The organism is Streptomyces sp. NBC_00019, from assembly GCF_045041015.1.
GTDB lineage: Bacteria > Actinomycetota > Actinomycetes > Streptomycetales > Streptomycetaceae > Streptomyces.
Map to the genome: position 1 here is coordinate 9,577,597 of NZ_CP108302.1, position 25,462 is coordinate 9,603,058.

General features: G+C 71.0%; 31 protein-coding genes. 16 read left to right on the plus strand and 15 right to left on the minus strand.

Annotated features, from left to right (window positions below; translation table 11 throughout):
* Nucleotides 1–73: 73 nt before the first annotated feature.
* Both OHU89_RS44480 and OHU89_RS44485 read left to right on the plus strand, forming a co-directional pair.
* On the plus strand, nt 74–781 hold the full coding sequence (locus OHU89_RS44480; RefSeq protein ID WP_266884122.1) for an ABC transporter ATP-binding protein: 708 nt from the start codon (nt 74–76) through the stop codon (nt 779–781).
* Entirely contained in the window at nt 778–3,090 is a 2,313-nt protein-coding gene (locus OHU89_RS44485; protein WP_405651273.1) for an ABC transporter permease, read from the plus strand. The genes OHU89_RS44480 and OHU89_RS44485 overlap by 4 nt, the downstream gene beginning before the upstream one ends.
* A 16-nt stretch (nt 3,091–3,106) precedes the next feature.
* Here the strand turns inward: OHU89_RS44485 and OHU89_RS44490 are convergent, their stop codons facing one another.
* A complete protein-coding gene (locus OHU89_RS44490; RefSeq protein WP_405651276.1) occupies nt 3,107–3,844 on the minus strand; it encodes a hypothetical protein in 738 nt (245 codons plus the stop codon).
* Nucleotides 3,845–4,079: 235 nt separating this feature from the next.
* Between OHU89_RS44490 and OHU89_RS44495 the strand changes: the two genes are divergently transcribed.
* Complete coding sequence (locus tag OHU89_RS44495) at nt 4,080–4,343, plus strand: GlsB/YeaQ/YmgE family stress response membrane protein (RefSeq protein ID WP_267013984.1); 264 nt, start codon at nt 4,080–4,082, stop codon at nt 4,341–4,343.
* Nucleotides 4,344–4,605: 262 nt separating this feature from the next.
* On the opposite strand, the gene OHU89_RS44500 is transcribed toward OHU89_RS44495, so the two are convergent.
* Genes OHU89_RS44500 through OHU89_RS44510 form a run of 3 tightly spaced genes read right to left on the minus strand, consistent with a single transcriptional unit; the run spans nt 4,606 to nt 7,343 of the window.
* Nucleotides 4,606–5,655 carry a zinc-binding dehydrogenase gene (locus tag OHU89_RS44500; protein ID WP_405651280.1) on the minus strand — a complete coding sequence of 350 codons (1,050 nt, stop codon included), beginning with the start codon at nt 5,653–5,655 and terminating at the stop codon, nt 4,606–4,608.
* The gene (locus OHU89_RS44505) at nt 5,636–6,496 is read right to left on the minus strand and encodes a fumarylacetoacetate hydrolase family protein (protein WP_405651283.1); all 861 of its coding nucleotides are present in this window, start codon (nt 6,494–6,496) and stop codon (nt 5,636–5,638) included. The genes OHU89_RS44500 and OHU89_RS44505 overlap by 20 nt, the downstream gene beginning before the upstream one ends.
* 28 nt (nt 6,497–6,524) lie before the next feature.
* Nucleotides 6,525–7,343 (minus strand): IclR family transcriptional regulator, encoded by an 819-nt coding sequence (locus OHU89_RS44510; RefSeq protein WP_405651286.1) that lies wholly within the window; start codon nt 7,341–7,343, stop codon nt 6,525–6,527.
* Between the two features lie 47 nt (nt 7,344–7,390).
* Between OHU89_RS44510 and OHU89_RS44515 the strand changes: the two genes are divergently transcribed.
* Complete coding sequence (locus tag OHU89_RS44515) at nt 7,391–9,106, plus strand: IlvD/Edd family dehydratase (protein ID WP_405651289.1); 1,716 nt, start codon at nt 7,391–7,393, stop codon at nt 9,104–9,106.
* A 48-nt stretch (nt 9,107–9,154) separates the two neighbouring features.
* On the opposite strand, the gene OHU89_RS44520 is transcribed toward OHU89_RS44515, so the two are convergent.
* Entirely contained in the window at nt 9,155–10,117 is a 963-nt protein-coding gene (locus tag OHU89_RS44520) for a helix-turn-helix domain-containing protein (RefSeq protein ID WP_405651292.1), read from the minus strand.
* A 118-nt stretch (nt 10,118–10,235) separates the two neighbouring features.
* Between OHU89_RS44520 and OHU89_RS44525 the strand changes: the two genes are divergently transcribed.
* The 4 genes from OHU89_RS44525 (at nt 10,236) to OHU89_RS44540 (ending at nt 13,386) form a co-directional block, all read left to right on the plus strand.
* A complete protein-coding gene (locus OHU89_RS44525) occupies nt 10,236–11,264 on the plus strand; it encodes a saccharopine dehydrogenase family protein (protein ID WP_405651295.1) in 1,029 nt (342 codons plus the stop codon).
* A gap of 106 nt (nt 11,265–11,370) precedes the next feature.
* Nucleotides 11,371–12,171 carry an SAM-dependent methyltransferase gene (locus OHU89_RS44530; protein ID WP_405651298.1) on the plus strand — a complete coding sequence of 267 codons (801 nt, stop codon included), beginning with the start codon at nt 11,371–11,373 and terminating at the stop codon, nt 12,169–12,171.
* Nucleotides 12,172–12,214: 43 nt separating this feature from the next.
* The gene (locus OHU89_RS44535; protein ID WP_405651301.1) at nt 12,215–12,493 is read left to right on the plus strand and encodes a hypothetical protein; all 279 of its coding nucleotides are present in this window, start codon (nt 12,215–12,217) and stop codon (nt 12,491–12,493) included.
* Between the two features lie 131 nt (nt 12,494–12,624).
* Nucleotides 12,625–13,386: a PIG-L deacetylase family protein gene (locus OHU89_RS44540; protein WP_405651304.1), complete on the plus strand. Its 762-nt coding sequence runs from the start codon at nt 12,625–12,627 to the stop codon at nt 13,384–13,386.
* A gap of 24 nt (nt 13,387–13,410) precedes the next feature.
* Here the strand turns inward: OHU89_RS44540 and OHU89_RS44545 are convergent, their stop codons facing one another.
* Nucleotides 13,411–13,776 carry a hypothetical protein gene (locus OHU89_RS44545; protein WP_405651307.1) on the minus strand — a complete coding sequence of 122 codons (366 nt, stop codon included), beginning with the start codon at nt 13,774–13,776 and terminating at the stop codon, nt 13,411–13,413.
* Nucleotides 13,777–13,893: 117 nt separating this feature from the next.
* Here OHU89_RS44545 and OHU89_RS44550 point away from each other — a divergent pair, with 117 nt between their 5' ends.
* Nucleotides 13,894–14,022 (plus strand): hypothetical protein, encoded by a 129-nt coding sequence (locus OHU89_RS44550; RefSeq protein ID WP_405651310.1) that lies wholly within the window; start codon nt 13,894–13,896, stop codon nt 14,020–14,022.
* Between the two features lie 39 nt (nt 14,023–14,061).
* Here OHU89_RS44550 and OHU89_RS44555 read toward each other — a convergent pair whose 3' ends face one another.
* Entirely contained in the window at nt 14,062–14,751 is a 690-nt protein-coding gene (locus OHU89_RS44555) for a DUF6882 domain-containing protein (protein ID WP_405651313.1), read from the minus strand.
* 183 nt (nt 14,752–14,934) lie between these two features.
* On the opposite strand from OHU89_RS44555, the gene OHU89_RS44560 reads away from it, so the two are divergent.
* On the plus strand, nt 14,935–15,912 hold the full coding sequence (locus OHU89_RS44560; protein WP_405651315.1) for an endonuclease/exonuclease/phosphatase family protein: 978 nt from the start codon (nt 14,935–14,937) through the stop codon (nt 15,910–15,912).
* A 1-nt stretch (nt 15,913) separates the two neighbouring features.
* On the opposite strand, the gene OHU89_RS44565 is transcribed toward OHU89_RS44560, so the two are convergent.
* Nucleotides 15,914–16,717, minus strand: coding sequence for a maleylpyruvate isomerase family mycothiol-dependent enzyme (locus tag OHU89_RS44565; protein WP_405651317.1), 804 nt, complete (start codon nt 16,715–16,717; stop codon nt 15,914–15,916).
* 79 nt (nt 16,718–16,796) lie between these two features.
* Here OHU89_RS44565 and OHU89_RS44570 point away from each other — a divergent pair, with 79 nt between their 5' ends.
* Nucleotides 16,797–16,931, plus strand: coding sequence for a hypothetical protein (locus tag OHU89_RS44570; protein WP_405651319.1), 135 nt, complete (start codon nt 16,797–16,799; stop codon nt 16,929–16,931).
* A 6-nt stretch (nt 16,932–16,937) separates the two neighbouring features.
* On the opposite strand, the gene OHU89_RS44575 is transcribed toward OHU89_RS44570, so the two are convergent.
* The 4 genes from OHU89_RS44575 to OHU89_RS44590 all read right to left on the minus strand — a co-directional run bounded on the left by OHU89_RS44575 (nt 16,938) and on the right by OHU89_RS44590 (nt 19,761).
* Nucleotides 16,938–17,381, minus strand: coding sequence for an SRPBCC domain-containing protein (locus OHU89_RS44575; protein WP_267013976.1), 444 nt, complete (start codon nt 17,379–17,381; stop codon nt 16,938–16,940).
* A 2-nt stretch (nt 17,382–17,383) separates the two neighbouring features.
* Complete coding sequence (locus OHU89_RS44580) at nt 17,384–17,734, minus strand: metalloregulator ArsR/SmtB family transcription factor (protein ID WP_046259840.1); 351 nt, start codon at nt 17,732–17,734, stop codon at nt 17,384–17,386.
* Nucleotides 17,731–18,189 (minus strand): SRPBCC family protein, encoded by a 459-nt coding sequence (locus tag OHU89_RS44585; RefSeq protein WP_405651324.1) that lies wholly within the window; start codon nt 18,187–18,189, stop codon nt 17,731–17,733. Before OHU89_RS44585 ends, OHU89_RS44580 begins: the two co-directional genes overlap by 4 nt.
* A 93-nt stretch (nt 18,190–18,282) precedes the next feature.
* A complete protein-coding gene (locus OHU89_RS44590; protein ID WP_405651327.1) occupies nt 18,283–19,761 on the minus strand; it encodes an oxidoreductase in 1,479 nt (492 codons plus the stop codon).
* Nucleotides 19,762–19,840: 79 nt separating this feature from the next.
* Between OHU89_RS44590 and OHU89_RS44595 the strand changes: the two genes are divergently transcribed.
* The gene (locus tag OHU89_RS44595) at nt 19,841–20,560 is read left to right on the plus strand and encodes a leucine-rich repeat domain-containing protein (protein WP_405651330.1); all 720 of its coding nucleotides are present in this window, start codon (nt 19,841–19,843) and stop codon (nt 20,558–20,560) included.
* A 44-nt stretch (nt 20,561–20,604) separates the two neighbouring features.
* Here the strand turns inward: OHU89_RS44595 and OHU89_RS44600 are convergent, their stop codons facing one another.
* Together OHU89_RS44600 and OHU89_RS44605 are read right to left on the minus strand one after the other, a co-directional pair.
* Nucleotides 20,605–21,030, minus strand: coding sequence for a VOC family protein (locus tag OHU89_RS44600; protein WP_405651333.1), 426 nt, complete (start codon nt 21,028–21,030; stop codon nt 20,605–20,607).
* Between the two features lie 53 nt (nt 21,031–21,083).
* Nucleotides 21,084–21,827 carry an SDR family NAD(P)-dependent oxidoreductase gene (locus tag OHU89_RS44605; protein ID WP_405651336.1) on the minus strand — a complete coding sequence of 248 codons (744 nt, stop codon included), beginning with the start codon at nt 21,825–21,827 and terminating at the stop codon, nt 21,084–21,086.
* Between the two features lie 69 nt (nt 21,828–21,896).
* Here OHU89_RS44605 and OHU89_RS44610 point away from each other — a divergent pair, with 69 nt between their 5' ends.
* The 4 genes from OHU89_RS44610 (at nt 21,897) to OHU89_RS44625 (ending at nt 24,716) form a co-directional block, all read left to right on the plus strand.
* Nucleotides 21,897–22,562, plus strand: a complete 666-nt coding sequence (locus OHU89_RS44610; RefSeq protein ID WP_405651339.1) for an HAD family hydrolase — start codon at nt 21,897–21,899, stop codon at nt 22,560–22,562.
* Nucleotides 22,563–22,665: 103 nt separating this feature from the next.
* A complete protein-coding gene (locus OHU89_RS44615; protein ID WP_405651342.1) occupies nt 22,666–23,142 on the plus strand; it encodes an iron chaperone in 477 nt (158 codons plus the stop codon).
* 28 nt (nt 23,143–23,170) lie between these two features.
* A complete protein-coding gene (locus tag OHU89_RS44620) occupies nt 23,171–23,944 on the plus strand; it encodes a 2-phosphosulfolactate phosphatase (RefSeq protein WP_405651345.1) in 774 nt (257 codons plus the stop codon).
* 82 nt (nt 23,945–24,026) lie between these two features.
* On the plus strand, nt 24,027–24,716 hold the full coding sequence (locus OHU89_RS44625) for a haloacid dehalogenase type II (protein WP_405651348.1): 690 nt from the start codon (nt 24,027–24,029) through the stop codon (nt 24,714–24,716).
* A 46-nt stretch (nt 24,717–24,762) separates the two neighbouring features.
* Here the strand turns inward: OHU89_RS44625 and OHU89_RS44630 are convergent, their stop codons facing one another.
* Nucleotides 24,763–25,401, minus strand: a complete 639-nt coding sequence (locus tag OHU89_RS44630; RefSeq protein ID WP_405651351.1) for a hypothetical protein — start codon at nt 25,399–25,401, stop codon at nt 24,763–24,765.
* Nucleotides 25,402–25,462: the final 61 nt, after the last annotated feature.

Here is a 25,462-nt window from a genome sequence, read left to right on the forward strand (position 1 = left end):
GGATGAAGTGGGCGCCGAGGTGCCATCCGAGGAGGGATGTCGCGGCCCCGGTCCTGCGCCTAGCGTCCTGTACATGGTTACCGAGGTCAGCAGCACAGAGGCCGTCGTACGACTCGACGGGGTGCGCAAGGAGTACGGCGAGACGACGGCACTGGACGGGGTGTCGCTGGAGATCCGGGCGGGGGAGGCCGTCGCGGTGATGGGGCCCTCGGGGTGCGGCAAGTCCACCCTGCTCAACATGATCGCCGGTCTCGACCGGCCGACCGGCGGCACGGTCGTCGTCCACGGGGAGAACGTGGGGGAGTTGAGCGAGAAAGGGCTCGCCCTGTACCGGCGCCGCCGTATCGGCATGATCTTCCAGTTCTTCAACCTGATCGACGACCTGTCGGCACTCGACAACGTCGCCCTGGCCGCCCAGCTGACCGGCACCCCGGCCCGGCAGGCCCGCCGTCGCGCGCTGGAACTCTTCGACGAACTCGGCATCGCCGACCGCCGCAACGCCTACCCGGCGGTCCTCAGCGGCGGCGAGCGCCAACGTGTCGCCGTGGCAAGGGCGTTGATGAACCGCCCCGCCCTGCTGCTCGCCGACGAGCCGACCGGCGCCCTGGACAGCCGCTCCGGGGAACAGGTGATGGACCTGCTGCTCGACCTCAACCAGATCGGCCAGACGCTGATCCTGGTCACCCACGACGAACACCTCGCCCGGCGCTGCGCCAGCAGGCTCGTGGAGGTGGCCGACGGCCGGCTCACCGGCGAGCACACCCTGGAGCCGTCCGCATGAGGGCCGTGTGGCGCGCCGCGCGCGCGGCGGTACGGCGGCGCAGACTCCAGACCCTCGTCATCGCCCTGGTGACCCTCACCTCGACGGCGGCCATCGTGGTGGCGCTCGGTCTGGTCGACGCTGCCTCCGCCCCGTTCGACAAGGCCTTCGACAAGCAGCGCGGCCCGCATGTCGTCGCCGCCTTCGACCCCGCCCGGGCGACGGACGCGCACCTCGCGCAAGCGGCCCACCGACCGGGCGTGACGGCCACCGCCGGACCCTTCGCCCAGGCCACGGTCGCGCTGCCACGGGAAGCCATGAACTACGGGCTCAGCAGCGAGCTCACGATCGTGGGCCGCGGCGACCCCGCAGGACCGGTGGACCGGCTGAACCTGTGGGCGGGCCGCTGGGCCACCGAGCCCGGCGAGATCGTGATCAACCGCAACCCGGACTGGACATCGGACGACCTGGGCAAGCAGCTGAAGGTCCCCTCCGGACCGGCCCTGACCATTGTCGGAATGGCATTCGACCTGAGCCGCACCGCGGACGCCTGGGTCGCACCCGACCAGATCGGAGCGCTCCACCCCACGGCCACCCAGATGCTGTTCCGCTTCACCGACGCCTCCTCGGAGAACCGGCTCCGCGAGCAGCTCGCCACCGCGACCGAAGGGCTCCCGACGGAGGCGCTGACCGCCTCGCGGTCCTATCTCACCCTCAAGGACAGGATCGGGAGTTCGGCCCGCGCCTACGCCCCCTACCTGATGGCCTTCGGCATCCTCGGCATCGTGGTGGCCGTGCTCATCGTCGCCAACGTGGTCAGCGGCGCGGTGATCTCCGGGTTCCGGCACATCGGCGTGCTCAAGGCGATCGGTTTCACGCCGGGGCAGGTCGTCACCGTCTACCTCACGATGATCTCCGTACCCGCCGTCCTCGGCTGCGCGCTGGGCACCCTCGCGGGCAACCTGGCGGCGCGGCCCTTCTTCCAGTTCGTCTTCTCCGGGCCCGACGCCGGTGTGTTCCACGACAGTGCCTCGATCGCGCCCTGGCTGAACGTCCTCGCCCTGCTGGGCATGCCCGCCGTGTGTGTACTCGCCGCACTCGCCCCCGCCGTGCGCGCACACCGGCTGCCCGCGGCGCGGGCGATCAGCGCGGGCAGCGCGCCCCGCGCCGGCCGGGCCCTGCGCATCCAGCGCAGACTGGCGGGCAGCGCACTGCCGCGCTCGGTGAGCCTGGGGCTGGGGCTGCCGTTCGCCCGGCCGGGGCGCAGCGCGCTCACGCTCGCCGCCGTCGTCCTCGGCGTGACCACCGTGACGTTCGCGACCGGCCTGGCCACCACGATGGACCGGTTCGGGAACGCGGGCCGGGACGCCTACCAGGTCACGGTCTACGTCGGCGCCTTCAAGGACGGCAAGGAGATCCGGCCACGACACGACGATCTCGAGCTGCACTCGCTCCTGCGCGCACTGCCCGGCGCACGCGAGGTCACCGCCCGGGCGGATGTCGAGGTCCGAGCGGCGGCCTCCGGGGACACCGTGTGGCTCGAAGCCCGTCGGGGGGATCGGCCGCGCATGGGCAGCGTGCTCACCGAGGGCCGGTGGACGCGGCACGCGGGCGAGATCGTCGCCGGCTCGGCCTTCCTGCGCGAGAACGCCCTGCGCGTGGGCGACCGGCTGCGACTGGAGAAGGGAGGCCGGGGCGAAAGGGTGCTCGTCGTCGGGGAGTTCATGGAGAGCAACGCCCGGCTGGTCGTCGCCGACTGGGCGACCTTCACGGCCCTGGCACCCAAGGAAAAGCCGATCGCGTACCACGTCAAGCTCCGCGAGGGCGCCGACCCGGCCGCCTACGCCCGCGCTGCCCGAGCCGCCGACGCCGGGGTCAGCCCGACCGTGCAGGGCTCCAACACCGTCACCCAGACCATCATCGGCTCCTCGACGGCACTCACCCTGATGCTCGCCGTGGTCGCGTCCCTCGGCGTCTTCAACACCGTCGTCCTCAACACCCGCGACCGCCGCCGTGACCTGGGCATGCTCAAGTCCATCGGCATGACACCACGCCAGGTCACGGTGATGACCGTGACGTCGATGGCGCTACTCGGCGCTCTCGGCTCACTCCTCGGCATCCCGCTCGGCATCGTGGGCCACCACCTGGTGGTCCCGCGCATGGCGGACGCGGTCGACATCACCCTGCCGACGTACATGACGGACGTCTGGCACGCCCCGGCCCTGACCGGCCTCGCCCTCGCGGGCCTCGCGATCGCGGTCCTGGGCGCGTTCGTCCCGGCACGCCGGGCGGCACGGCTGACGGTCGCGGAGGTGCTGCACAACGAGTGACACGGTGACCGGCCGGTCACCTCGGGCGCATCAGGTCGAGGTCCGCTCCCCAGGCGTCCAGCACCGCCCCGTGCCCGGCCTGCCGGGCCGCCGACTCGACGAGGATGAAGAGGCGGCGTTGCAAGGTCACGTCTCCGGTCCGCACGATGCGGTCCACGGCGTCGAGGAGCAGGACGGTGTCCCAGCCGGGCAGCGGACGGCGGGCGAGTTCCCACTCCAGGTACTTGTTGTAGGGACGGGGGCGGCGGTCGAGGGTGAAGAGCAGCTCCAGCAGGAACCGCACGCTGTCGGCGGCGTCGAGACGGGCGGCGAGCCCATGACCGTCGCGCGCGTTCTTGAGGGACCGGTAGAGGGAATTGGCGTAGGCGTCGAGCCAACCGCCTGCGTCCCGATGGGCCTCGTCGGCGTCCAGGAGCGCCTTGGCGGCCAGGATTCCGGCGATGCCGCCGTCCAGCCGGTCGAGCACGACCTGGGCGCGGGCGAGGGCATAGCGCTCGAAGCCGGGCATGCCGGCCGTGCGGAACTCGGTGAGCGGGATGACGACGAGATCGAGCCCGCCGGTGCGGTAGCCCTGGAACCGGGTGAGATCCGTGGTCGCGGCATCCGCGAGAACGACGTACAGGTCGTGGTCGGAGTGCTCGGTGACCATGCCCTCATGGGCGCGGGAGCCCTTGAGGACCAGCCCGACGACGGCGGCATCGGCGAGGGCGAGCTTCACGAAGGAGTCGTAGGTGAGGGGGTGTCGAGCAGTCATGGGGTGATCTCCAGAGAGGCCGGCGGCATGGCTGTGGGGGCGGCCCCGCGGCCGGGGCGCCCGTACCGTCCGCGGCGGCACTCGGCCACCGCCCGGGAGATCAACGCACAGCCGGACGGTATGCCTTGACCGGCCCTGCCCGCAGCCGATTTCGCGGCCGTGAAACGGATCTGCGTGGCTTCGACTCGAACGGGCACTCGTATGTCACCAACGAGTGAGGGGTGGCATACCGCTCATGGAGATTTCAGGCGTCATCAGTGCGATCGTGATCGGCATCGTGATCGGTGTGCTCGGCCGGCTCGTCATTCCTGGCCGTCAGCGCATCGGTGTCCTGTGGACGATCGCGATCGGTATCGTCGCCGCGTTCATCGGAACCGGCATCGCCTCAGGCCTCGACGTCGCCGACACCGACGGCGTCGACTGGCTCGAGTGGCTCATCCAGATCGCCCTCGCGGCCCTCGGCGTCGCCGCGCTCAGCAAGGTGAAACTGCGCCGTTGACGGAAGGCGTCGGAAGGGCTCCGCCGACCGTCTGCCGTGCACAGTGAAGGGCCGCACTCGCGACGGGTGCGGCCCTTCACGATGACGGGATGTTCACGCCGTGCGCGTCACTGGTGATGCGGCGACGTCAGGTAGTGCTGGGCCGATGCGGCCAGGCCGAGGCGGACGGGCCCCGGCCGGTCGCTCGTCCCGGACGAGCCGCGATGCGCCTATCCTCCGGGGCGCGCTCGGGAATGCGGCGCGTACGCCGTCCCGCCTGCCTTCACCGCCCGAGCCTAGGGTCGACGTGGATCTTCGGGCCCGGTCCGGCACCCGCAGGACGCTCACCGGCGAGCACCGGTCCGACCTCGTCGAGCCCCACGGTCGCGGCGACCAGCGGCCTGGGGTCCACCGACCCCTCGGCGTAGGCCTTGATCGTCGCGTCGAGTCCCGGGGAGGCGGACAGGACGCCCACCGCCGTCACGTCCTTGAGGAGGAGCGTGCGATGGTCGAGGCGGGCGGGTTCGCCGGCCAGCCCGATGTAGACGACGCGGCCGGCCGGTTCGACCAACTCCAGGGCACGGTTGGGGAGATGGGGAGCGGTCGAGGCGTCCACGACCGAGTCGAACGGCAGGTCCGGCACGGTCCCTTCCGTCCATACGTGCGCGAAGCCCAGGTCGCGGGCGAAGGCGAGGGAGCTGTCGGTGACCCCCATCAGGTGCACCTCGGCACCGGCGGCTCGCAGGAACATCGCGACCAGCAGCCCGATGGTCCCCGGGCCCAGCACGAGGGCCCGGTCACCGGCGCGCGGCGCGGCGGCCTGTGCGGCGCGCAGGGCGTTCCCGCCCGGCTCCACGAGCGCTCCGAGTACGGCGTCGACGGAGTCGGGCAGGGCGTGCAACGAGGAGGCGGGAACGGCGAGTTGCTCCGCCAGCGCCCCCGCGCGGGCCCCGCGGATACCCACCTCCTGCCGCTTCTCGCAGACATGCCCGCGGCCCAGGAGACAGCGGCGACACGTGCCGCAGCCGAGCATCGTGTCGCCCATGACCCGGCGACCGAGCCGGCCGGGGTCGACGCCGTCGCCGAGTGCCGTGACCCGGCCGGACCACTCGTGGCCGAGGCGCATCGGGTAGGCGGCGTGGCCCTGATGGAGATAGGCCATCTCGCCGGTGAAGAACTCCACATCGGTGCCGCACACGCCGACCCGCTCGACGTCGACGACGACCTCACCGGGTCCGGCCACCGGCGCCGGGAGGTCCTGGACCTCGTAGGTGCCGGGGCCGGTCAGTACGAAAGCGCGCATCGAGAGCCGTTCACCGGGGGCCGAGGACATGCTGGCGCTGCGTGCCGAGCTGCTTGATGCCCAGCTCCATCACGTCACCCGGCTGGAGATACACGGGCGGGGTGAGGCCCATGCCGACGCCGGGCGGGGTGCCGGTGTTGATGAGGTCGCCGGGTTCCAGGACGAGGAACTGGCTGAGGTAGTGGACGATGAAGTAGGGGTCGAAGACCATCGTCTTGGTGCTGCCGGTCTGCCGCCGCACCCCGTTGACGTCCAGCCACATGTCCAGCGCGAGGACGTCGTCGATCTCGTCGGCCGTGGCCAGCCACGGTCCCGCCGGGTTGAAGGTCTCCGCGGATTTGCCCTTGGCCCACTGCCCGCCGCGTTCCAGCTGGAAGCCGCGCTCGCTGACGTCGTTGACGACCACATACCCGGCGATGGCGTCGCGCGCTTCCGCCACCGAGTCCAGGTAGCTGGTGCGCCGGCCGATCACGATGCCGAGCTCCACCTCCCAGTCGGTCTTGGTGGAACCGCGCGGGATGCGTACGTCGTCGTGGGGCCCGATCAGCGTGTTGGGCGACTTGGTGAACAGGATCGGCTCGTCGGGCACGGCCATGCCGCTCTCGGCGGCGTGGTCACGGTAGTTGAGCCCGATGCACAGGATCTGGTGCGGACGTGCGATGGGGGCGCCGACGCGCTCCCCGGCGAAGCGGGACACCTGCCCCGCCGCCGTCCGCTCGGCCACGACGGGACGGATGCGGTCCAGGCCGCCCGAGCCGAAGAACGCCTCGTCGAAGTCGGTGACGACGTCGGAGAGGTCGACGTACGTCTCGTCGTCGACGCGGGCGACGGGCTTCTCGGCGCCGGGGGCACCGATGCGCATGAGGTACACGGGGCTGTCTCCAGGGGTGGTGGGGGCTTCAGCCGTTCGGCTCGTTCAGCAGGGCACGGATCTCGTCGAGTGCGTCGACCAGGGAGGCGAGCGGCGTCCGGTAGGCCAGCGCGCTGATGCTCACGGCTCCGGAGGGGGCTGTCGGGGAGGTGAGATAGACCGGCAGGGCAAGGCAGTTGACCCCGGTCTCGTTCTCCTGGTCGTCGACGCCGTACCCGCGCTCCCGGGTGGCCGCGAGCTCATGGTGCAGATCGGCCGCCGCGCACAGACTCCGTGGCGTACGGCGATCCAGGCCGCCCGAGTCCCCGACCCACGCCTCGACCTCCTCCAGGGACGTCAACTCCCGTGCGAGCAGCAGCTTTCCGACGGCGGTGGTGTGGGCGGGGTTGCGCCCGCCGATCGTCGACGTGAGCCGTACGGCACCGGTGGGCGGGTCGACCTTGGCACGGTAGACGACCTCATGGCGGTCGAGCACCGCGTAGTGCGCCGTCTCACCGAACCGGCCTGCCAGCGCGTCGAGCACGGGCCGGACCCGGACATGATCGGGCCGTGCCTCGTGGTGGGCGAATGCCATCCGCAGGAACTCGTCCCCCAGCACATAGCGGCCGTGCGCGTCCTGGTCGGCCAGCCCCGCCCGTCGCAGTGCCCCCAGCGCCCGGTGCACGGTCGGCTTGGGGCTCCCCATCACCCGGGTGAGCTCCTCCAGCCCCACGCCCTCGGGATGGCGGGCGAGCTCCTTGAGGACGGCGAGCACCCGGTCCGACCCCACCAGTCGGCCGCCGTCGACGCCGGTTGCGCCGTCCGTGCCGGGGTCTGTCGGTCCGTCGTACGTCTGCGTAGGCTTCATCGCGTTCCGAACAGTAGACCGCCGTACCGACTATTGGAAGGGACTCCATGGTGAGGCTCCGCAGCGCACAGTGGTACGCGGGTCAGGACCGCAACGGCTACATCCACCGGGCGTGGATGCGCCGGGGCGTGCCCGCCGACGCCTTCACCGGGCGCCCCCAGATCGCCATCGCCAACACCGCCTCGGACCTGACCCCCTGCAACGCTCACCTCGACGAGGTCGCCGCCTCGGTGCGCAACGGCGTCTACGAGGCGGGCGGCATCCCGCTGGACCTGCCGGTCGTGTCGCTCGGCGAGACGAACGTACGGCCCACCGCGATGCTCTGGCGCAACATGGCCGCGATGGCCACGGAGGAGATGCTGCGGGCCAACCCCCTGGACGGCGTCGTCCTGTTGGGCGGCTGCGACAAGACGATCCCTTCGCTGCTCATGGCCGCCGCCTCGGTGGACCTGCCCGCGGTCGTGGTCCCCGGCGGCCCGATGCTCAACGGCACCTTCCGCGGCAGCCTGCTGGGCTGCGGCACCGGGGTGTGGCAGCTGTCGGAGGAGGTCCGGGCGGGCACGCTCTCCCAGGAGCAGTTCGTCCGCTCCGAGTCCTCGATGATCCGCAGCCGCGGACACTGCAACACCATGGGCACCGCGTCCACGATGGCACTGGTCGCCGAGGCGCTGGGCACGGTACTGCCCGGCGTGGCCGGTACCCCCGCTCCCGACAGCCGACTCCTGGAGGCCGCGCACCACACCGGACGGCTGGCCGTGGACATGGTCGCCGCCGACCGGCGGCCGGGCACCTTCCTGACCAAGGGCTCCTTCCACAACGCGATCGTGGCGCTGGCCGCCGTGGGCGGTTCGACCAACGCGGTCGTCCATCTCCTCGCGATCGCGGGCCGGTTGGGCATCGACCTGACCCTCGACGACTTCGACCGCATCGGCTCGCGCGTCCCCGTCCTGGTGGACCTCCAGCCCGCCGGCCGCTTCCTCATGGAGGACTTCCACCGTGCCGGGGGACTCCTCGCCGTCCTGCGCGAAGTCCGCGACCTGCTCGACCCCGACGCGCTGACCGTCACCGGCGAACCCCTGGTCGGCTTCCTCGACGACGCCACCGTCTGGGACGCCGAAGTCATCCGCCCCCGCGCCGAACCACTCGTCACCGAGGGCGGTATCGCCGTCCTGCGCGGCAACCTCGCCCCCGACGGAGCCCTCGTCAAACCCGCCGCCGCCTCCCCGCACCTGCTGCGCCATCGCGGCCGCGCCGTCGTCTTCGACTCCATCGAGGACTTCCACGCCCGCGTCGACGACCCCGACCTGGACGTCGACGCCGACTCCGTCCTCGTCCTGCGCGGCTGCGGACCCAAGGGCTACCCGGGCATGCCCGAGGTCTCCAACATGCCGCTGCCGAAGAAACTCCTCGAACAGGGCGTCCGCGACATGGTCCGCGTCTGCGACGGCCGGATGAGCGGCACGGCGTACGGCACGGTCGTTCTGCACGTGGCCCCCGAAGCCGCGGCGGGCGGTCCGCTGGGGCTGGTGCGCACGGGCGACTTCATCACCCTCGACGTCGAGGCCCGCCGTATCGACGTCGACGTACCGGACGACGAACTCGCCGACCGCAAGCCCGACCAGGCCACGGTCGACGGTTTCGCCGCACCCCGACGCGGCTGGGAGCGGCTCTACGTCGACCACGTCCTGCAGGCCGACACCGGGGCCGACCTCGACTTCCTGGTCGGCTCCAGCGGGTCCGAAGTCAGCCGTGAGTCACATTGAGCGTGACTACGGAAGGCGGAGAAGCCGTAGAGGGTGGTTGAGCCGGCGTCACGCGACGGCGTCCCCGGCGTCGGATCGTGCGCGGAAGGTGCGGCGATAGGTGTCCGGGGGCACGCCGACCGTGCGGTTGAAGTGGCGGCGCAGGGTCGTGGCGGTGCCCATGCCGGTGGCTGTCGCGATGGCGTCGATGCTGGCGTCGGTGGCCTCCAGCAACTCCTGGGCGCGGCGGATCCGTTGGGTCAGCAGCCACTGGAGCGGGGTGGTGCCGGTCGTCTCCCTGAACCGGCGGCCCAGGTGGCGTGAGCTCATCCGGGCCTGCCGGGCCAGATCCTCCACGGTCAGCGGCTGGTCGAGCCGCTCGACGACCCAGGGGAGCAGCGCGCCGAGCGGATGGTCGTCGCGGGTCGGCACGGGGGCGGCGACGAACTGTGCCTGGCCGCCCGCCCGGTGCGGTGGCACCACCAGACGGCGGGCGACGGCGTTGGCGACGGCCGAGCCGTGGTCCTGCCGGACGAGGTGCAGGCACAGGTCCATCGCGGCGGCCTTGCCGGCGGAGGTGAGCACGCTTCCGTTGTCGACGTAGAGCACGTCGGGATCCACGTCGATGCGCGGATGCCGGGCGGCCAGCACGTCGGTGTGCGCCCAGTGCGTGGTCGCCTGCCGCCCGTCCAGCAGACCGGCGGCGGCCAGCACGAACGCCCCCGTGCACAGGGAGGCCACCCGGGCACCCGCCTCATGGGCCGCGCGCACCGCGTCGACCAGCTCGGCGGGCGGGTCCACGTCGACGTCCGCCCAGCCCGGCACGATCACGGTGTCGGCGTGCCGGAGCCCGTCGAGCCCCTGATCGGGCTCAAGGCGGAACCGGCCGACCCGCACGGCGGCGGAACCGCAGACGGTGACCTCGTACCAGGGGACCGTCACGCCGACCGGGGCGGCTTCGAACACCTCGTAGGCCATGGACAGTTCGAAGTGCAGCATTCCGTCGGTGACGGCGAGCGCGAGAGAGGTCATGTCCGAAAGTGTACGGGGCACGTCGTTCCGGACACTCACGGAAGGGCGTACGAACTCGGCAGGATGGTCTCAGTCGATCAGCGCACACTGTTGATCAGTCGCATACAGGGGAGATCTCATGGGATCGGGACAGACGGTCACGGTGTACGGCGCGTACGGGCACACCGGACGCTTCGTGGTCGCACACCTGCTGGAGCGCGGATTCGTCCCCGTGCTCTCCGGCCGTGACGCCGACAAGCTGCGGCAGCTGGCCGCCTCCTTCCCCGGCCTCGACGTCCGGCCCGCATCCGTCGACGACACCGCCGCCCTCGACCGTGCCCTGGCCGGCGCGGACGCCGTGATCAACAGCGCGGGTCCCTTCGCGACCACCGCGGCCCCCGTGATCGAGGCGGCCCTGCGCGCCGGGATCCCCTACGTGGACGTGGCCGCCGAGATCGAGGCCAACGTCGACACCTTCACCGACTTCGCGGACCGCGCCCGGGCGGCGAAAGCGGTGATCGTCCCGGCGATGGCCTTCTACGGCGGCCTCGGCGACCTCCTGGCCACCGCCGCGATGGGCGACTGGACGACGGCCGACGAGGCGCACATCGCCTACGGGCTGAGCAGTTGGCACCCCACCGCCGGGACACGGGCCGCGGGCGAGGTCTCCCACGGCCGCCGGGGTGGGCAGCGCGTGCGCTACACGAAGGGGCGGCTGGCGTACCACGACGACCAGCCGACGGTTCTGAAGTGGCACTTCCCCGAGCCGATGGGCATCCGGGACGTCATGGGGGAGTTCACGATGGCCGACGTCGTCACCATCCCCAGCCATCTGTCCATCCCGGAGGTGAGCACCCACATGGCGAGCGAGGCGGCCAGGGAACTCGCCGCCTCCGACACACCGGCGCCGACCGCGACCGACGACGGGCGCTCCGACCAGACCTTCCTCGTCGACGCCGTCGTCCGCTCCGGCGGCACCGAACGGCGCGCAGTGGCCCGGGGCCGGGACATCTACGCCGTCACCGCACCGCTCGCGGTCGAGGCGGTCCACCGCATCCTCACCGGACAGACCAGGACGGTCGGGGTCGCCTCCGCCGGCGAGATCTTCGACGCACCCGACTTCCTTCGTGCACTGTCGCCGCACATCACCGTCGAGCTGCGCCCGTAGCGGCAAGGCGACGGGAACTGGGGCCACCAGCACGGAAGTTGATATGCAAAGCTGTCCCCACCGTGGGCGGCGAGCGGGCCGTCGCGGGCGTCGAGAGGAGCTCAGGGTGACAGGGAACGGCGTGCGTGCCGAGGAGATCGACACCAGCAGACCGCACCCTGCCCGGATCTACGACTATCTGCTGGGCGGCAAGGACAACTACGAGGTCGACCAGCGAGCCGGCGACGAACTCGCCGCCGCCGCACCCGAGGTACGGATCGGCCTGCGCGCCAACCGAGGGTTTCTCCGGCGGGCCGTCCGTCACGTCGTCGCCGAGGGCGGCGTCCGCCAGATCCTCGACATCGGCACCGGACTCCCCACCTCGCCGAACGTGCATGAGATCGCCCACGAGGTCGCACCGGACGTCCGTGTCGCCTACGTCGACAACGATCCCATCGTCAAGACACACGGCGACGCCCTGCTCAGCAGCGACGGCACGACCAGCATCGTGCTCGGCGACCTCCGGGACCCGCGAGCCGTCGTGGACCACCCCGACATCCGCCAGGTCATCGACTTCGATGAGCCGGTCGCCCTGTTCCTCGTCGCGATCGTCCACTTCCTGACCGACGCGGACAAGCCCGGGGAGATCGTCGCCACCCTGCGCGACGCACTCCCCTCCGGCAGCTACCTCGTCCTCTCCCACGCCACTGGCGACTTCGCCGACCGCACCGCGGCCCAGGCCGTCTACAACAAGGCCTCCGCCAGCCTGAACCTCCGCTCCCACGCCGAGGTCGAGCGCTACTTCGACGGCTTCGACCTCATCGAACCCGGTCTCGCCCAGGCCCCGTTCTGGCGCCCGGACACTCCGCCGCCGCCCGGGTCCGAACTGATCGGCTTCTACGGCGGCGTGGCGCGCAAGCGCGACTGATCGCCGCACTGGGTTCAGCATCAGCCGGCGAAGGGGGAGCGCGGTGGTGGATCAGTGGGGCACGCTGTTGGGTGTGCTGGTGGGCGACGCGGAGACGGTGGTCGCCGCGCGGTCGTGGCACGAGGCCGTCTGGACCCTGGAGTTGCATGTGCGGGAGCAGCGGCAGGACGCGCAGGGATGGACCCGGGACTCCCAGCGGCTGAGCCGCAAACGCGACGCGTTCTACACATGCGCCCGAAGTGAGCTGGGGGTGGCCGGTCCGCCACCGCCGTCCGGAAACTGGCCCCGCGCCTGGCAGCCCGCCGACGGGACCGCCGACTGACCGCCGTAGAAGGGTCCCTGGCACGTGGCCGGCACCGGCCCGGCAGCGTTCCGCTCCTGCGCCGGACGGCACGGAACCGAGTCGCACCGTCCCCGATCCGACCGACCACTCGCCTCGGAAGGTGATCACCCGTGCCCGTGCCGAGCCTGCTCGCCGTCTTCGCCCACCCCGACGACGAGTCCCTGTCGGCGGGCGGAGTACTCGCCCGCCACGCGTCCGCCGGCGCGCGCACCGGGGTCGTCACGGCAACCTGGGCGCAAGACACCCCGCGCGCCGCGGAGTTGGCCGAGGCGCTGCGCATCCTCGGTGCGGGCGCCCCGCGGATGCTCGGCCACGCCGACGCGCGTGCTCCTCACTCGGCCCCGGGCAGCCCACGGTTCTGCGATGCGCCGCTCGATGACCTGGTGGGTCAACTGGTCGCCCACATCCGGGAGTTCCGACCCGACATCGTGATCACCCACGATGCCTACGGCGGCCTGACGGGCCATCCGGACCATGTCCACACCCACCGGGTCACGACACTCGCTGTCGAGGCGGCCGGCCTCGAACGTCTCTACCCCGACGTTGGCGAGCCCTGGCGACCGAGAGCCATGTACACGGCCACGCATCCGCACTCCGCCATGCGGGCGTGGGGCAACCACTGGGCCCCGACGGGCAAGGCGATGTACACCGTCCCCGACGAGCGCATCACCGCGACGGTCGATGTCCGCCCTTGGCTGGAGCAGAAGATCGCCGCCGTCCTGGCCCACCGCACCGAGGTGACCCGAGGAGCCGCCCCGGGCCTGATCGCCGCCCTCCCGGAAGCCGACCGTGAACTGCTGCTGTCGACGGAGTGGTACATCCGCCACGACCCCGTCCCCACGGGAGCGGCACAGACGGAACTGACGTCCTGAGACCCTCGGCGATGGACTCTTCCGTCACGCCCGCTCGCCGTGCCGCGACCGCTGAGCCACCAACAGAGCAGCCACGCCCACCACCCCCAGGACCCCGGCAGAGCGGAAGGTGCGTGAGGAACGCCAGGACAGGACCGACCACTGCGACTGCGCGGACAGACACGACCCTGTGCTCAGCCATGATCCGAACGAGACCAGCGACAGCGCCGACCCGATCGACCCCACGGACAGAGCGCTCCCGATCGACCCGACGGACAGGGCCGAGCCGACCGACCCGATGGACAACACCGATCCCACGGACCCGATCGACAGCACCGAGTCCTGCGACCACAGGGACAACAAGGAGTTCGAGCCGGCGCACTGTGTCGACGATCCGGATGTTTTGGTCATGAGGCCATCCTGCCCGCCGCTCCGTAGGGTTCGCACCTGCTTGACCGCTCTGCGGGTACAACCCGTCGCGTCCCTACGCCTGTCTCCTACTTGAGCTCGGTCGTGTAGAAGCATGATGTGACCGTCGTCGTGGCGCCACTCTCCCCAGAGCCGGCGGAGGCCCGCGCCGGACGCGGGCCCACCGTCTTCGACTGGCTGGTCGGGATCATCGAGGGCGAGCATCCGGGCGGACCACGGCTGCGCTGACCGGCCCCGCAGCGCGCCTCGGAACCTTGCCCCGGTCGCTCAGGGCAGAACCTTCACCTGCACCCCCGAGATCCGCCCCACCGCGTCGAAGCCCACCTCGACCGCGTTGCCGGCGCCCAGGTCCGCGACGATCCGGTCGCCCTCAGAGCGCTGGGGCACGTCGTGGTGGTCGAAGTAGCCGCTGACGACATGCCGGGCCGAGTACCCGATCAGCCCCGCTCCGGTGAGCAGTGTCCGGGGCAGCGTGACCGGGTCCAGGCCGGCGCGGGGGACCCGGGGGTCGTCGGGCAGGAAGTAGACCTGTGTGGCCGGTCCCGCCGGAACGCCGATGTACCCGGGCGCCTCGGCGACCCCCATCCCCGTGAAGGCGAGCATCTCGGCGGCCCGCCGAGGGTCGGCGAACCCGGACAACGGCACGATTTCCTCGGCCAGTTCTGCGATCCCGTGCACGCGGCCGTACCGCCGGACCGCGCCGGTCAGCGCCACCACCTCGGTGCCCCGCAGACCAGGATTGGCCCAGCCCCACATCCAGGACTGCTGGTCCATGTCGTACGTACCCAGCACCGCCACCCGCAGCTCCAGCTCCCCCTGCTGGTACAGGCAGGAGGGCAGATCGGCGGTCCACGGCCCCTCGGGCATGAACGCGCCCAGCGCGTGGAGCTGGGCCGCGCCCCACGCGGCATGTCGTTCGGCCTCGAGCAGGAACGCCTCGCTGAATTCGCTCACCATGCCCCGAGCCTATGAAACCGCCGGATCACACCTCGAACAGGGTCGGCCCGGCGAACGAGAAGCCCGGTCCCGTCGGCTCGCCGGGTTCGGCCGGACGAGGCGCGTCACCGCAACGGCCTCTTGCTCCCCCGTGCGCTATCTCGCAGGCTCGAAACGCTCTGCTCCCAGCGTCGAGGAGGATCTGTGCCCGCTGAAGCCGACATCCTGGCGCCACCCCAACGGGTGGTCGAACGAGTCGAACGCTGGGACGCGTTCCTCGACGGAGCGGTACCGGCGAAGGACGCCGGGACCAACCTGCTGATCGCGACCTGGAACCTCCGCGCCTTCTCCGACCTCACCAAGGCCTGGACCACCCCGGAGGGTGCCTCGCCGAAGCGGAACTTCACCGACATCCACCTGATCGCGTCGGTCGTCCGCCGGTTCGACGTCGTGGCGGTGCAGGAGGTGCGCGGCAACCTGCGTTCCCTGCGCTATCTGCTGAAGGTCCTGGGCGACGACTGGGCGTTCATCCTCACCGACGTGACACGGGGCAGCGCAGGCAACAGCGAGCGGCTGGCGTTCCTGTTCGACACCCGCAGGGTGAAGCCGTCAGGTCTGGCCTGTGAGCTGGTGGTGCCCCTCGAGGAGGACGCGGGTGTACCCGCGACCGATCTGGAGGAGCAGTTCGCCCGTACGCCCTACGCGGTCAGCTTCCTCTCCCAGGGGCAGACGTTCACCCTGGTCACCCTGCATGTCCTGTACGGCGACAAGGCTGCCGACCGGGCACCGGAACTGCGGGCGATCGCGAAGTGGCTGGCCTCCTGGGCGGAACAGGAGTTCGGCTGGGACCACAACCTCATCGCGCTGGGAGACTTCAACATCGACCGCGCCGGCGACCCTCTGTTCCAGGCCTTCACCTCCACCGGCCTGGTCCCCGCCCCGTCCTTGGACGGCCTGCCGCGCACGATCTTCGACGACCCGGGCGCCGAACACTTCTACGACCAGATCGCGTGGTTCACCAAGGGGCAGAAGCGCCGACCGGTGCTGACGCTGGAAGCCCTGGCCGGAGGGCACATCGACTTCGTGCCCGAGCTGCGCGGCGACCGGACGCTCAACGAGCTGTCCTGGCACATCTCGGACCACTTTCCGCTGTGGGTGGAGTTCGGGATCCCGGCACTCTGAGCTATTTGCGGAGCCAGAAGCCGGAGCGCTCCAGCCACAGGGACAGCAGGTCGCCGTCCCCGAACACCTCGACCGACGTGTCGGCCGGGGTGCGGCGGCCGTAGAGAAGCAGAATGAGGTCGGTGAGCGGGGCGCGTACCGCCACCGCGGCCTTCGCGTGGGTGTGGCTCCAGGTGATCGGCACGCCCGTGAGGTCCACCAGCCATTCGGCGTGGGGCGCGTCGGTGGCGTGCAGGTGCAGTGTGCGGCCGGGTCCGGTGAGCGGCGGGGCGTCGGGCCCGGCGGCCTCCAGGACCCGGGGCAGCGCGCCGAACCCCATCCACTCGTCCAGGGCGTCCCGCGCCAGCTCCTCCCGTACGGCGAAGGGGGCGCCCGTGACGAAGGCGGCGTCGGCGGCGTGCAAGGTCGTCTCATGGGCCATCCGCCGGGCCCAGAACCCCGCGACGCCGCTCGGCGCGACGGTCCACACCGGGGCGTCGGGACCCGCCTCGCGCAGGGCACCGGTCAGCTCCGCTGCCCCCTCGGCGAGCCAGGCGTCCAGGTCGGCGGCGGACTCGGGACCGGGCGAGAAGACGTCGTCCACCATGTCGTGGGCGACGGGACCGGTGGCTCGGCCGCGGACGATCCGCGCCGCCCACCGATGGGTTCCCCCGACATGCCGGGCGAGGTGGGTGAGGCTCCACCCGGGACAGCTGGGGACGGGTGTCACGGCCGGCCCCGCCTCGGCGGACCGCACAGCGGCGCGCAACTCGTCGGCCCGGGAGCCGATTTCGGTGCAGTAGACGTCGTGCTTCACATCACTCACCGAGCCACCGTAGGACGGACCGGGCTCCCGCTCAACGCGGATGCGCGACTGGCTCCGCCCACCGGCCGCGCGGTAGTACATGTCCACCCGCGAGATCCGCATCCCCCTCGACGAGGTCGTCGTAGTTCTCCAGGACCTCAACGAGTTCGTGGTCTCCCTCGACCGCCTCGGCTCCCGCGAGGCATCCGGAACCGCCGACCACTACGGCACCTAGCGCCCGCTAATGCCAGTCGCTGATCCGGACATCGGCTGGTGCCGGGCTGCCGTGACCCGTCTCGACGTATTCCTTGAGGCTCATCAGGAAGAGCGCCCACTTCGTACTGCAGTGGTGCATGAACTCGACCGGCTCGCGCCAGCCCTCGTGCTTGAACAGGACGATCGTGTACTCGTCGGTCCGACTGAGGGCCCAGTCGATCTCGGTGCCGATCCATTCCGCGGGGCCGTCCGTGACGCGCCACCGCACATGGCCGGCGGGGTCGAGTTCCAGGACCTCCATGTCGAAACCGCCGACGTCGCCGAAGCGGAACGCCAGTTGGCCGCCGACCTCGCTCTTGCCCGTGGTGTCGGTGGTCCACCAGCCGGCGAGGCCTTCGGGGGTCGCGACCGCCCGGTAGACGTCGTCCAGTGGCGCGACGGCGCCGATGCGATGCAGGATGTCGACCATGGTCATGCTCCTTCGGTGGTGGTACGGCTTCGTTGGATCGTTTCCGCGATGTGCTTGATACGGCGGAGTCGGGCGTCCCAGGTGGCGCCGACGGCGGCCAGTTGCGCGACCGCGCGGGCGAGTTGGGCCTCGTCGACGCGGTAGCGCCGCTCCCGTCCGGCCGGCTCGGCGTGGACCAGCCCGACCCGGTCGAGGACGGCGAGGTGCTTCGACACGGCCTGCCGGGTGACGGGAAGGCTCGCGCTGAGCGAGGTGGCGGTCCCCGGGCCGGACGCGAGGAGCAGGTCGATCATGGTGCGCCGGGTCGGGTCGCCGATCGCGGACCACAGGTCGTCGTCGACCGGCGTGCTCATCGGGTCGACGCCAGCCGTGCGGCGTAGGCGCCCAGCCGGGGGATGTAGTGGTCCCAGCCGCTCACGTGATCGCGGTACTGCTCCTCGAGCACGGCGATCTCCCAGCCCATCTCGCGGAACCCGGTCTCGGTCATCCGCACCAGGGTCCCCGTCTGCGTCGGCTCGAGATCGAAGGTGACCAGCAGTGAGTCCCCGCCGCGTTCGGCACCGGTGTGGCACCACCGGAACGAGAACCGTTTGGGCGGGTCGACCTCGACCACCGTGAACGCGACGGTCTTGGTCTCGCCCGTCGCCTTGTCGCGCCAGAAGAGCTCTCCGGGTGCCCCTTCGGCGGGCTCGAACCGGGCGTCGTCCGGCCACCACTCCCGCATGTGCTCCGGTCGGCTGACGACCTCGAAGACCACGTCGGGCGACGCGTCGACGTGGAGGTCGCGCTCGATGCTTCCGTACTCCATACCCGGCTCCCTTTTGCAACCATCGGTTGCGTATCAGAGTACGACCGAAGGCGCCTTCACGCAACCATCGGTTGCGAATCCGGGAGGGGGCAGTCAGTTCCGGTTCAGGGTCCGCGTGATGCCGGCGAGTACCGCCGTCGTGAGGATCCAGCCCGCCGCGATCAGCGAATACGACAGCCAGGCGGCCGATCCGCCCTCCCAGTACCAGGACGTGCGCTGGCCGAGACCACCGATGGGGATCAGCAGGTCGAGCGTGTAGACCAAGGGGTTGAACGGCGGCACCTGGCCGGGCTCGGTCGCCGTGGGGGTGTGGGTGGCGAAGACCGTGGTGCCGAGCAGGACGAGCGCCGCGAGCCACACGCCCGCACGCCACGGGCGGTAGCCGTAGCCGACGGTGGCCTCCAGGAGATGGCCCCACACCCGGGCGGGCAGCGACAGGGTTCTTCTGCGATGGCGCTGCTTGGCCAGCAGCACACGCCGGGCGTCGTCGTCATGGCCGATCTGCCGGTACCAGGCCGCCAGCTGCTCGTACGGCTGGGCCGCGTACCCCGGATGCCGTCGCACCCACGCCACACGGCGCTCCACGGACGACGCCTGGAGCTCGCTGCTCTCGTGCAGGGAGCCATAGGTGAAGCCCTGCAGCCGTACGGTCTTCGGCCAGACACCCTCCCGGTCATGGAAGGCGACGGCCCGGGCGTCCTCGAGATCCACCACGCCGGACGGCGGCTGGGCCGGGGTGAAGACGACGACTCCCGCCTGCATACGGGCACAGTCGAGCGCCGTGCCGTCGGCCCGCAGCACGGCAGCGTCGAAGGTCACCTGGTCGGTGATCTGCGTGCCCCGCAGACTGACCGTCCCCTCGGCCGTGAACCCCTCGGACAGAGCCATGCTGCTCACCACCGCATGGTCGGCGAGGAGCGCCACACCTCCGGGATTGTGCAGCCGCGCCCGCTCCATGTGCAGGCCACCGAGCAACTGGGCACCCACGAGTCGCACGCCGCCGTGCAGGGTGGCGGTACGGCAGAACAGCCCGCCTTCCATGACGAGCCCGCCGGCGAACAGGGCCCATTCACCGGGATGCGAGAGCACCGCGTGGCTGAGCGCCAGCTCACCGGTCAGGCGCGCATTCAGCAGCTTCACGGCACCGCTGACCACCGTGTACCGCAGAGCGACCCCGCCCTCCACCCTGGCCATGCTGAGATCGAGCCCCGGCAGTCTGCTGCCCTTGATCTCGATCGTCCGGGTGGTGGCGCCGTACAGTCCGGCACCCTGCTCGAACCAGCACCCCTCGAACCGCATGACATGCCCGATCTCGGCCCCGCCGAGCTCCAGGCCCCCGCTGATCCGCGCGCCCGCGAGCCGCAGCGCGGGCACCCCTCCCGGCCGGGCCGGGTTCGCGCCGAGGAGCAGAGCGGCCACGACACCGGCTCGCACGGTCCGCTCGTCGCCCCAGTCGCCCCCGTTGTCGGGATCGTCCTCCGCCTCACCCGTGCGGAAGTCCACCAAACGGCCCGTGGGGTACGCGTCCCACAACTGCCGCTCCGCCGACGTGAGTTCCTCGTACGCATACACGCCGGAAGAGTAACGGGCAGGAGCCACAGGTGATCGACACTGACCCTGAACCGTTGGTACACCGGAAGGAAGACACATCGTGCCGCACGTCCTGAACCTCTGGCGTCAACAACTGGGCGAGGTGCCCGAGTCGGTGTGGGACCGGACCGAGCTCCAGGTGCTGATCCTCGCGGACAACGGGCTCACGGAGCTCCCGGCCGGAATCGGACGGCTGCACCGCCTGACCACACTCGACCTCGGCCACAACCTCCTCCCGGCCGTGCCCGAGACGCTCGGAGACCTGACCGGCCTCGACGGCTGCCTCTATCTGCACGACAACGAGTTGGCCGAACTCCCGCAGTCCCTGGGCGACCTGACCCGACTGCGCTATCTCAACGTCGGGGAGAACAAGCTGACCGCGCTGCCGGAAACCATCGGCCGCATGGCCGGGCTGATCGAACTGCGGGCCCAGCACAACCAGTTGACCGCACTGCCCGACAGCCTCGGCGACCTGTGCAGCCTGCGCGAACTCTGGCTCCGGGGCAACGCACTCGACAGCCTGCCGCCGACCGTGGCCGAACTCCACGAACTGCGCCACCTGGACCTGCGCGAGAACGCCTTCGCCGAACTCCCGGAGCCCCTCACCGCACTGCCCCGCCTCCGCCACCTCGACCTGCGCAGCAACCGCCTGGTCCAACTGCCGCACCAGGTCCTGGAGATGCCCGCCCTGGAGAAGCTGGACCTGCGCTGGAACGCGTGCGAACCTCCTGCGTCGCTGCTGGCCGAGCTGGAACGACGAGGATGTGTCGTCCTCTTGTAGACCCCGAAGGCGGCCGTACGGCCGTCACCTGTGGGCACCGTCCCTCAGACGACGGGCTCTCCGACGCCCAGGAGGTTCCCCTCGCTGTCACGGAACCAGGCGGCGCGCTCACCTCGGGCGCCCTTGCTGGGATAGTTGCCCTCGACGTCCGCGATGGAGTCCTTCGTGCGGAGACCGGGCACGTCGACGTCCTCGAACACCACGCCGCGACGCTTGAGCTCCGTCACGACGGCCTCGATGTCGTCGACCTCCCAGCCCATCTGTGTGAAGGTGCCGGCCGAGGCTCCCGTGGAGGCGAAGAGGGCGAAGTCCGTCCCCGAGCAGCGGTACAGCAGCCCGCCGGGTCGTTCGTCGACGGGCTCCAGCCCGAGCTTCTCGGCGTAGAAACGCCGGGCCCGCCACAGGTCCTGGGCGGGTAGTCGGGTCGCCACGCGTCCCCGGGCCAGCATGTTCCTGTCGTCTGCGTCCATACGTCCACTGTGCCGTCCGCCGCCGCCGAGCGCAGGGGAGGCGACGCGGCCGCTCAGGTGAGGTTGAGTCCGCCGTCCAGGACGATGACCTCGCCGGTGAGGTAGGTGCTGGCGATCACCGAGGCCACGAGGCCGGCGACGTCGGAGGGCCGGGCGGGGCGGCCCATGGGGGCGCGGTCGCGCCACAGCTCGTGGGCCTGCGTCCAGTCCTTGGTCATCGGGGTGTCGACCAGGCCCGGGGCGATGGCGTTGACGCGTACATCGGGTGCGAGGGCGGCCGCGAGGAGCCGGGTGACGTGGTTGAGCGCGGCCTTGCTCGCCGCGTAGGGCACCGACGAGCCCTTGGGGCGCACCCCGGCGTGACTGGTGATGTTGACGACGCAGCCGCCGGTGGGGGAGTGGCGCAGCGCGGGAAGGGCTGCCGTGCAGAGCACCCAGGGGGCGATCAGGTTGACCTCCAGCAGTTGCCGCCAGTCCGCCGGTGTCGCGGCCGCGAGGTCGTGGTGGGGGATGGGCCAGCTGATGCCCGCGTTGTTGACCAGGACGTCCAGCCGGCCGTAGTGGCCCAGCGCCTCCTCCACCAGGGCGCGCGCCTCGTCCTCGACCGCCAGGTCGGCCCGCACATACGCGCCGTCGAGCTCCGCCGCCAGCGCCCTGCCCGCTTCCACGCTGCTCCGCGAGTGCACGACGACACGCATCCCGTCGGCCGCCAGCCTGCGCGCGACGGCCTCCCCGATGCCCGAGGTGGAGCCGGTGACCAGGGCGACGGGGCGATCCGCTTGCTCGATGCTGCTCATGCTTGCGGATCTTGCCATGACTCCCGGAGCCCGATGCCGCAGCGGGTGGCCGACTGACATCATCACCGGGTGATCAGTGACCGCATACCGCCCAGCCCTGGCAAGTGTGTCCTCCTCGACGTCGACGGCACGTTGATCGACGCCGTGGACAACCAGCGTCGCGTATGGGCGACTTGGGCACGCCGCTACGGACTGGACGAGGACGAGGTCCACCGCGTGGCCCTGCGCACCCGTCCGACCGAGACCTTCGCCCAGGTCGCTCCCGACCAGGATCCGCAGGCCTGCCTGGCTGTTCTGCACGAACTGGAGGATGACGACGTCCGTTCCGGTGAGTACTCGGCCTTCGACGGAGCGGCGGAGCTGCTGGGCGCCCTGCCGCCGGGGGCGTGGGCGCTGGTGACCTCGAACTACGAGCACCGGGTACGCGGACGGTTCGCCCGTACGGGCCTGCCGGTCCCGCCCCTCGTCGTGGACGCCGCCGCGGTCCAGGAGGGCAAGCCGTCACCCGAGCCCTATCTCCAGGCGGCCCGGCAGCTCGGAGTGCGGCCGGCGGACTGCCTGGTCATCGAGGACGCCCCGTCCGGGGTGGAGGCGGGACTGCGAGCCGGTATGACGGTGTGGGGCGTCAATGCCGAGGTGGCGGTGACCGGCGTACACCGCCACTTCGCCACCCTGCGCGCAGCGGTACCGGAGATCCTCACCTTCGCGGAGACGAACCCGACGACCGTGCCGTGACGACCTCCGTACCCCTCATCCGATCAGTTTCGGAGAAGCGGCTGCGCCGGAGAATTCCTAACCTGGTGTCACCCCACCAGGGCTCGTACGAGAGGAATCCGCCATGAAGAGCTCCCGGACGTCGGACAAGAGCGGCGGCGCGGCAGGCGAGAAGTACGACGGCTTCACGGAGGAGGAGCGGGGCGCGATGAAGGAGCGCGCCAAGGAGCTGAAGGCGTCCGCGCGGCGGGGCAAGGGGGCCGCCAAGGCGGACCCGGAGACCGACGTACTGGCGAAGATCGCGGAGATGCCGGAGGCGGACCGTGTCCTGGCCGAGCGGCTCCACACCATCGTCAAAGCGAGCGCGCCGGAGCTCGCGCCCAAGCTCTGGTACGGCATGCCGGCGTATGCCAGGGGCGGCAAGGTCGTCTGTTTCTTCCAGAGCGCGCAGAAGTTCAAGACGCGATACGCCACGCTCGGCTTCAGCGACCTGGCGAACCTCGACGACGGCCCGCTGTTCCCGACCGCCTACGCGCTGACGGACCTGACGGGCGACACCGAGGAGCGGATCGCCGCGCTCATCAAGAAGGCCGTGAGCTGAGGCGCTCACGCTGCCAGACTCGGTCGTCATGAGCGACTGGTTCCTTCAGCAGGCGTACGGCGTGCGATTCGAGTGGGGTCCGTCCGGTGCCCAGCGGTTGGGGCGCGAGGCCGCCTGTCTCGTGGTGGTGGACGTGCTGTCGTTCACGACGTCGGTGAGTGTCGCCGTCGAGGCGGGAACCGAGGTCTTTCCCTATGCCTGGCGTGATGAGACGGCGGCCGCCTTCGCCCGGGAGAAGGCGGCCGCGCAGGCCGTGGGCCGGCGAGCCGCCACCCCGCAGTCGCCGTGGTCGCTGTCTCCGGCGGCGCTGCGGAGAGCCCCGTTCACTCCGCGGCTCGTGCTGCCCTCACCCAACGGGTCCGCCATCGCGGCGGCGGCGGGTGGTTCGTCGGTCGTCGCCGGGTGTCTGCGCAACGCGTCAGCCGTCGGACGATGGCTGGCTCTGCACGGCTATGGGACAGGGGAACGTCCCGTCGCGGTGATCGGCGCGGGGGAGCGATGGCCGGACGGATCCCTGCGTCCGGCGCTGGAGGACCTGCTGGGAGCCGGTGCCGTGATCGCCGCCCTGGAAGAGCAGGGCGTCGGCGCGTTGTCACCGGAGGCGGCTGCCGCGAGGTTCTGCTTCACGGGGACTCCCGACGTGGCCGCCGCCGTGACCGCCTGCGCCTCGGGCCTTGAACTGTCCTGCGCAGGCTTCGCCGATGATGTGGCCATCGCCGTCGAGGTGGACGCCGCCACGATCGTGCCCGTCCTCACCGACGGAGCCTTCAGGCAGGGAGAGGCGCAGCCTCGTGGCGCGTAGCCGGTTCGGGAATCAGGGTGGCCGCTCGTCGCGTTGCCCCCACGACCGCTCACCCGTCCCAGCTTCGTCCAGGAGACCTCCCATGGCAGAGCCGGAGATCGACGCCGTCGTGTTCGACGTGCTCGGCACCCTCGTCGACGAACCCGCCGGTCTGCGCGCCGGTATCCGTGAGTTCGCCCCGAAGCTCGACGACGCCGGGATCGAGGAGCTCCTGTCGCTGTGGCAGCGGCACATCGAGACCGAGCAACGCCGCATCCTCGACGGCGTGCGGCCTTACGTCCCCACCGACGTACTGGACCTGGAAGCCGCCCGCGTGGTCGGGGACGCCGCCGGAGTCGACGACCCGGCGGCGGTGACGGCGCTGTCCCTGTCGGGCCGCCGGCTGCCGCCCTGGCCAGACACCGTTTCGGGGCTCGCCCGGTTCGCCTCGCGGTTCCCGCTGATCGGACTCTCCAACGCGAGCAGGACGGCGCTCCTGGGAATCAACGCTCACGCGGGACTGCGCTGGCATCAGGCCCTGTCCGCCGAGGACGCCCGGACCTTCAAGCCGGACCCGGCCGTCTACCGACTGGCTGTCACCGTCTCCGGGCTCCCGCCGGAGCGACTGCTGATGGTCGCCGCCCATGCCTATGATCTGCGTGGAGCGCAGAGCCTCGGCCTGCGCACCGCCTATGTGGCCCGCCCGGTCGGTGACCCGCCCGCTCCCTCGGACCGATTCGATCTGCATGCCGCCGACTTGAGCGACCTCGCCGACCAACTCGACCCTATGTAGGGGAATGCCTGGGGGGTTCAACACCCCAGGCATTCCCGGTCGTGGGTTACAGCCCGTCACGCACCATGGCGGCGACGATCTGCACATGGCGGTCGGCCGCCGTACGGGACATCTCGTTCTCGTAGTTCAGGCCGTAGGGCCAGAAGTGGCCACCGCCCGTGGACAGTTTGGCGCTGGAGCCGTCGAACTGCCTGACCAGTGCGGTGGCTTGCGCGCCGGTCCAGGTGCCGCTGCCGCCGAGAGCGGACCAGCCCGAGCTCGTTCCCACCCCGATGGTGTGGGCGATCTCGTGCAGGGCCGTCCTCTCGGTCATGTAGCTGCGGTTGCCGAAGCGGATGGTGCCGTTGAGGTTGCCGTCGGCGGTGGGCACGCTCGGGTCGTAGCGCACGGTGATGCTCTTCCCCAGGTCGCTGAGGTTGTTGTAGCGCGCCACGGCCGCGTTCATGGCCGCCGTGATGAGGTTGTACGCCGTCTGCTGGTCCGCCGTGGGATTGCTCGCCCGTTCCAGGGTCCAGGTGATGGTGGCCGCCGCCACCTGCTCCTGTGGAACGGGCGCTGCTTTCGGTGCGGCCTGCGCGACGCCGGGCCCCGCGAGCAGGGCCGCGGCGAGCGCGGTGACGGCCAGTGTGGTGCGCCAGGGTATGGCCGTTCGAGGACTGTGCTCCTTGTTCTGACGTGGGCTCATATGAGGTCCTCCTGTGGGGGGTTGGCCGTCGAGTGTGGGGGGACGGCATGACCGGTTCGCC

Bases quoted from the DNA above. Each gene is read 5' to 3' on its own strand.
- OHU89_RS44480 (WP_266884122.1), top strand. From the start codon at position 74: ATGGTTACCGAGGTCAGCAGCACAGAGGCCGTCGTACGACTCGACGGG.
- OHU89_RS44485 (WP_405651273.1), top strand. From the start codon at position 778: ATGAGGGCCGTGTGGCGCGCCGCGCGCGCGGCGGTACGGCGGCGCAGA.
- OHU89_RS44490 (WP_405651276.1), bottom strand. From the start codon at position 3,844: ATGACTGCTCGACACCCCCTCACCTACGACTCCTTCGTGAAGCTCGCC.
- OHU89_RS44495 (WP_267013984.1), top strand. From the start codon at position 4,080: ATGGAGATTTCAGGCGTCATCAGTGCGATCGTGATCGGCATCGTGATC.
- OHU89_RS44500 (WP_405651280.1), bottom strand. From the start codon at position 5,655: ATGTCCTCGGCCCCCGGTGAACGGCTCTCGATGCGCGCTTTCGTACTG.
- OHU89_RS44510 (WP_405651286.1), bottom strand. From the start codon at position 7,343: ATGAAGCCTACGCAGACGTACGACGGACCGACAGACCCCGGCACGGAC.
- OHU89_RS44515 (WP_405651289.1), top strand. From the start codon at position 7,391: ATGGTGAGGCTCCGCAGCGCACAGTGGTACGCGGGTCAGGACCGCAAC.
- OHU89_RS44520 (WP_405651292.1), bottom strand. From the start codon at position 10,117: ATGACCTCTCTCGCGCTCGCCGTCACCGACGGAATGCTGCACTTCGAA.
- OHU89_RS44525 (WP_405651295.1), top strand. From the start codon at position 10,236: ATGGGATCGGGACAGACGGTCACGGTGTACGGCGCGTACGGGCACACC.
- OHU89_RS44545 (WP_405651307.1), bottom strand. From the start codon at position 13,776: ATGACCAAAACATCCGGATCGTCGACACAGTGCGCCGGCTCGAACTCC.
- OHU89_RS44555 (WP_405651313.1), bottom strand. From the start codon at position 14,751: ATGGTGAGCGAATTCAGCGAGGCGTTCCTGCTCGAGGCCGAACGACAT.
- OHU89_RS44570 (WP_405651319.1), top strand. From the start codon at position 16,797: ATGTCCACCCGCGAGATCCGCATCCCCCTCGACGAGGTCGTCGTAGTT.
- OHU89_RS44575 (WP_267013976.1), bottom strand. From the start codon at position 17,381: ATGGTCGACATCCTGCATCGCATCGGCGCCGTCGCGCCACTGGACGAC.
- OHU89_RS44580 (WP_046259840.1), bottom strand. From the start codon at position 17,734: ATGAGCACGCCGGTCGACGACGACCTGTGGTCCGCGATCGGCGACCCG.
- OHU89_RS44585 (WP_405651324.1), bottom strand. From the start codon at position 18,189: ATGGAGTACGGAAGCATCGAGCGCGACCTCCACGTCGACGCGTCGCCC.
- OHU89_RS44600 (WP_405651333.1), bottom strand. From the start codon at position 21,030: ATGGACGCAGACGACAGGAACATGCTGGCCCGGGGACGCGTGGCGACC.
- OHU89_RS44605 (WP_405651336.1), bottom strand. From the start codon at position 21,827: ATGAGCAGCATCGAGCAAGCGGATCGCCCCGTCGCCCTGGTCACCGGC.
- OHU89_RS44615 (WP_405651342.1), top strand. From the start codon at position 22,666: ATGAAGAGCTCCCGGACGTCGGACAAGAGCGGCGGCGCGGCAGGCGAG.
- OHU89_RS44620 (WP_405651345.1), top strand. From the start codon at position 23,171: ATGAGCGACTGGTTCCTTCAGCAGGCGTACGGCGTGCGATTCGAGTGG.
- OHU89_RS44625 (WP_405651348.1), top strand. From the start codon at position 24,027: ATGGCAGAGCCGGAGATCGACGCCGTCGTGTTCGACGTGCTCGGCACC.
- OHU89_RS44630 (WP_405651351.1), bottom strand. From the start codon at position 25,401: ATGAGCCCACGTCAGAACAAGGAGCACAGTCCTCGAACGGCCATACCC.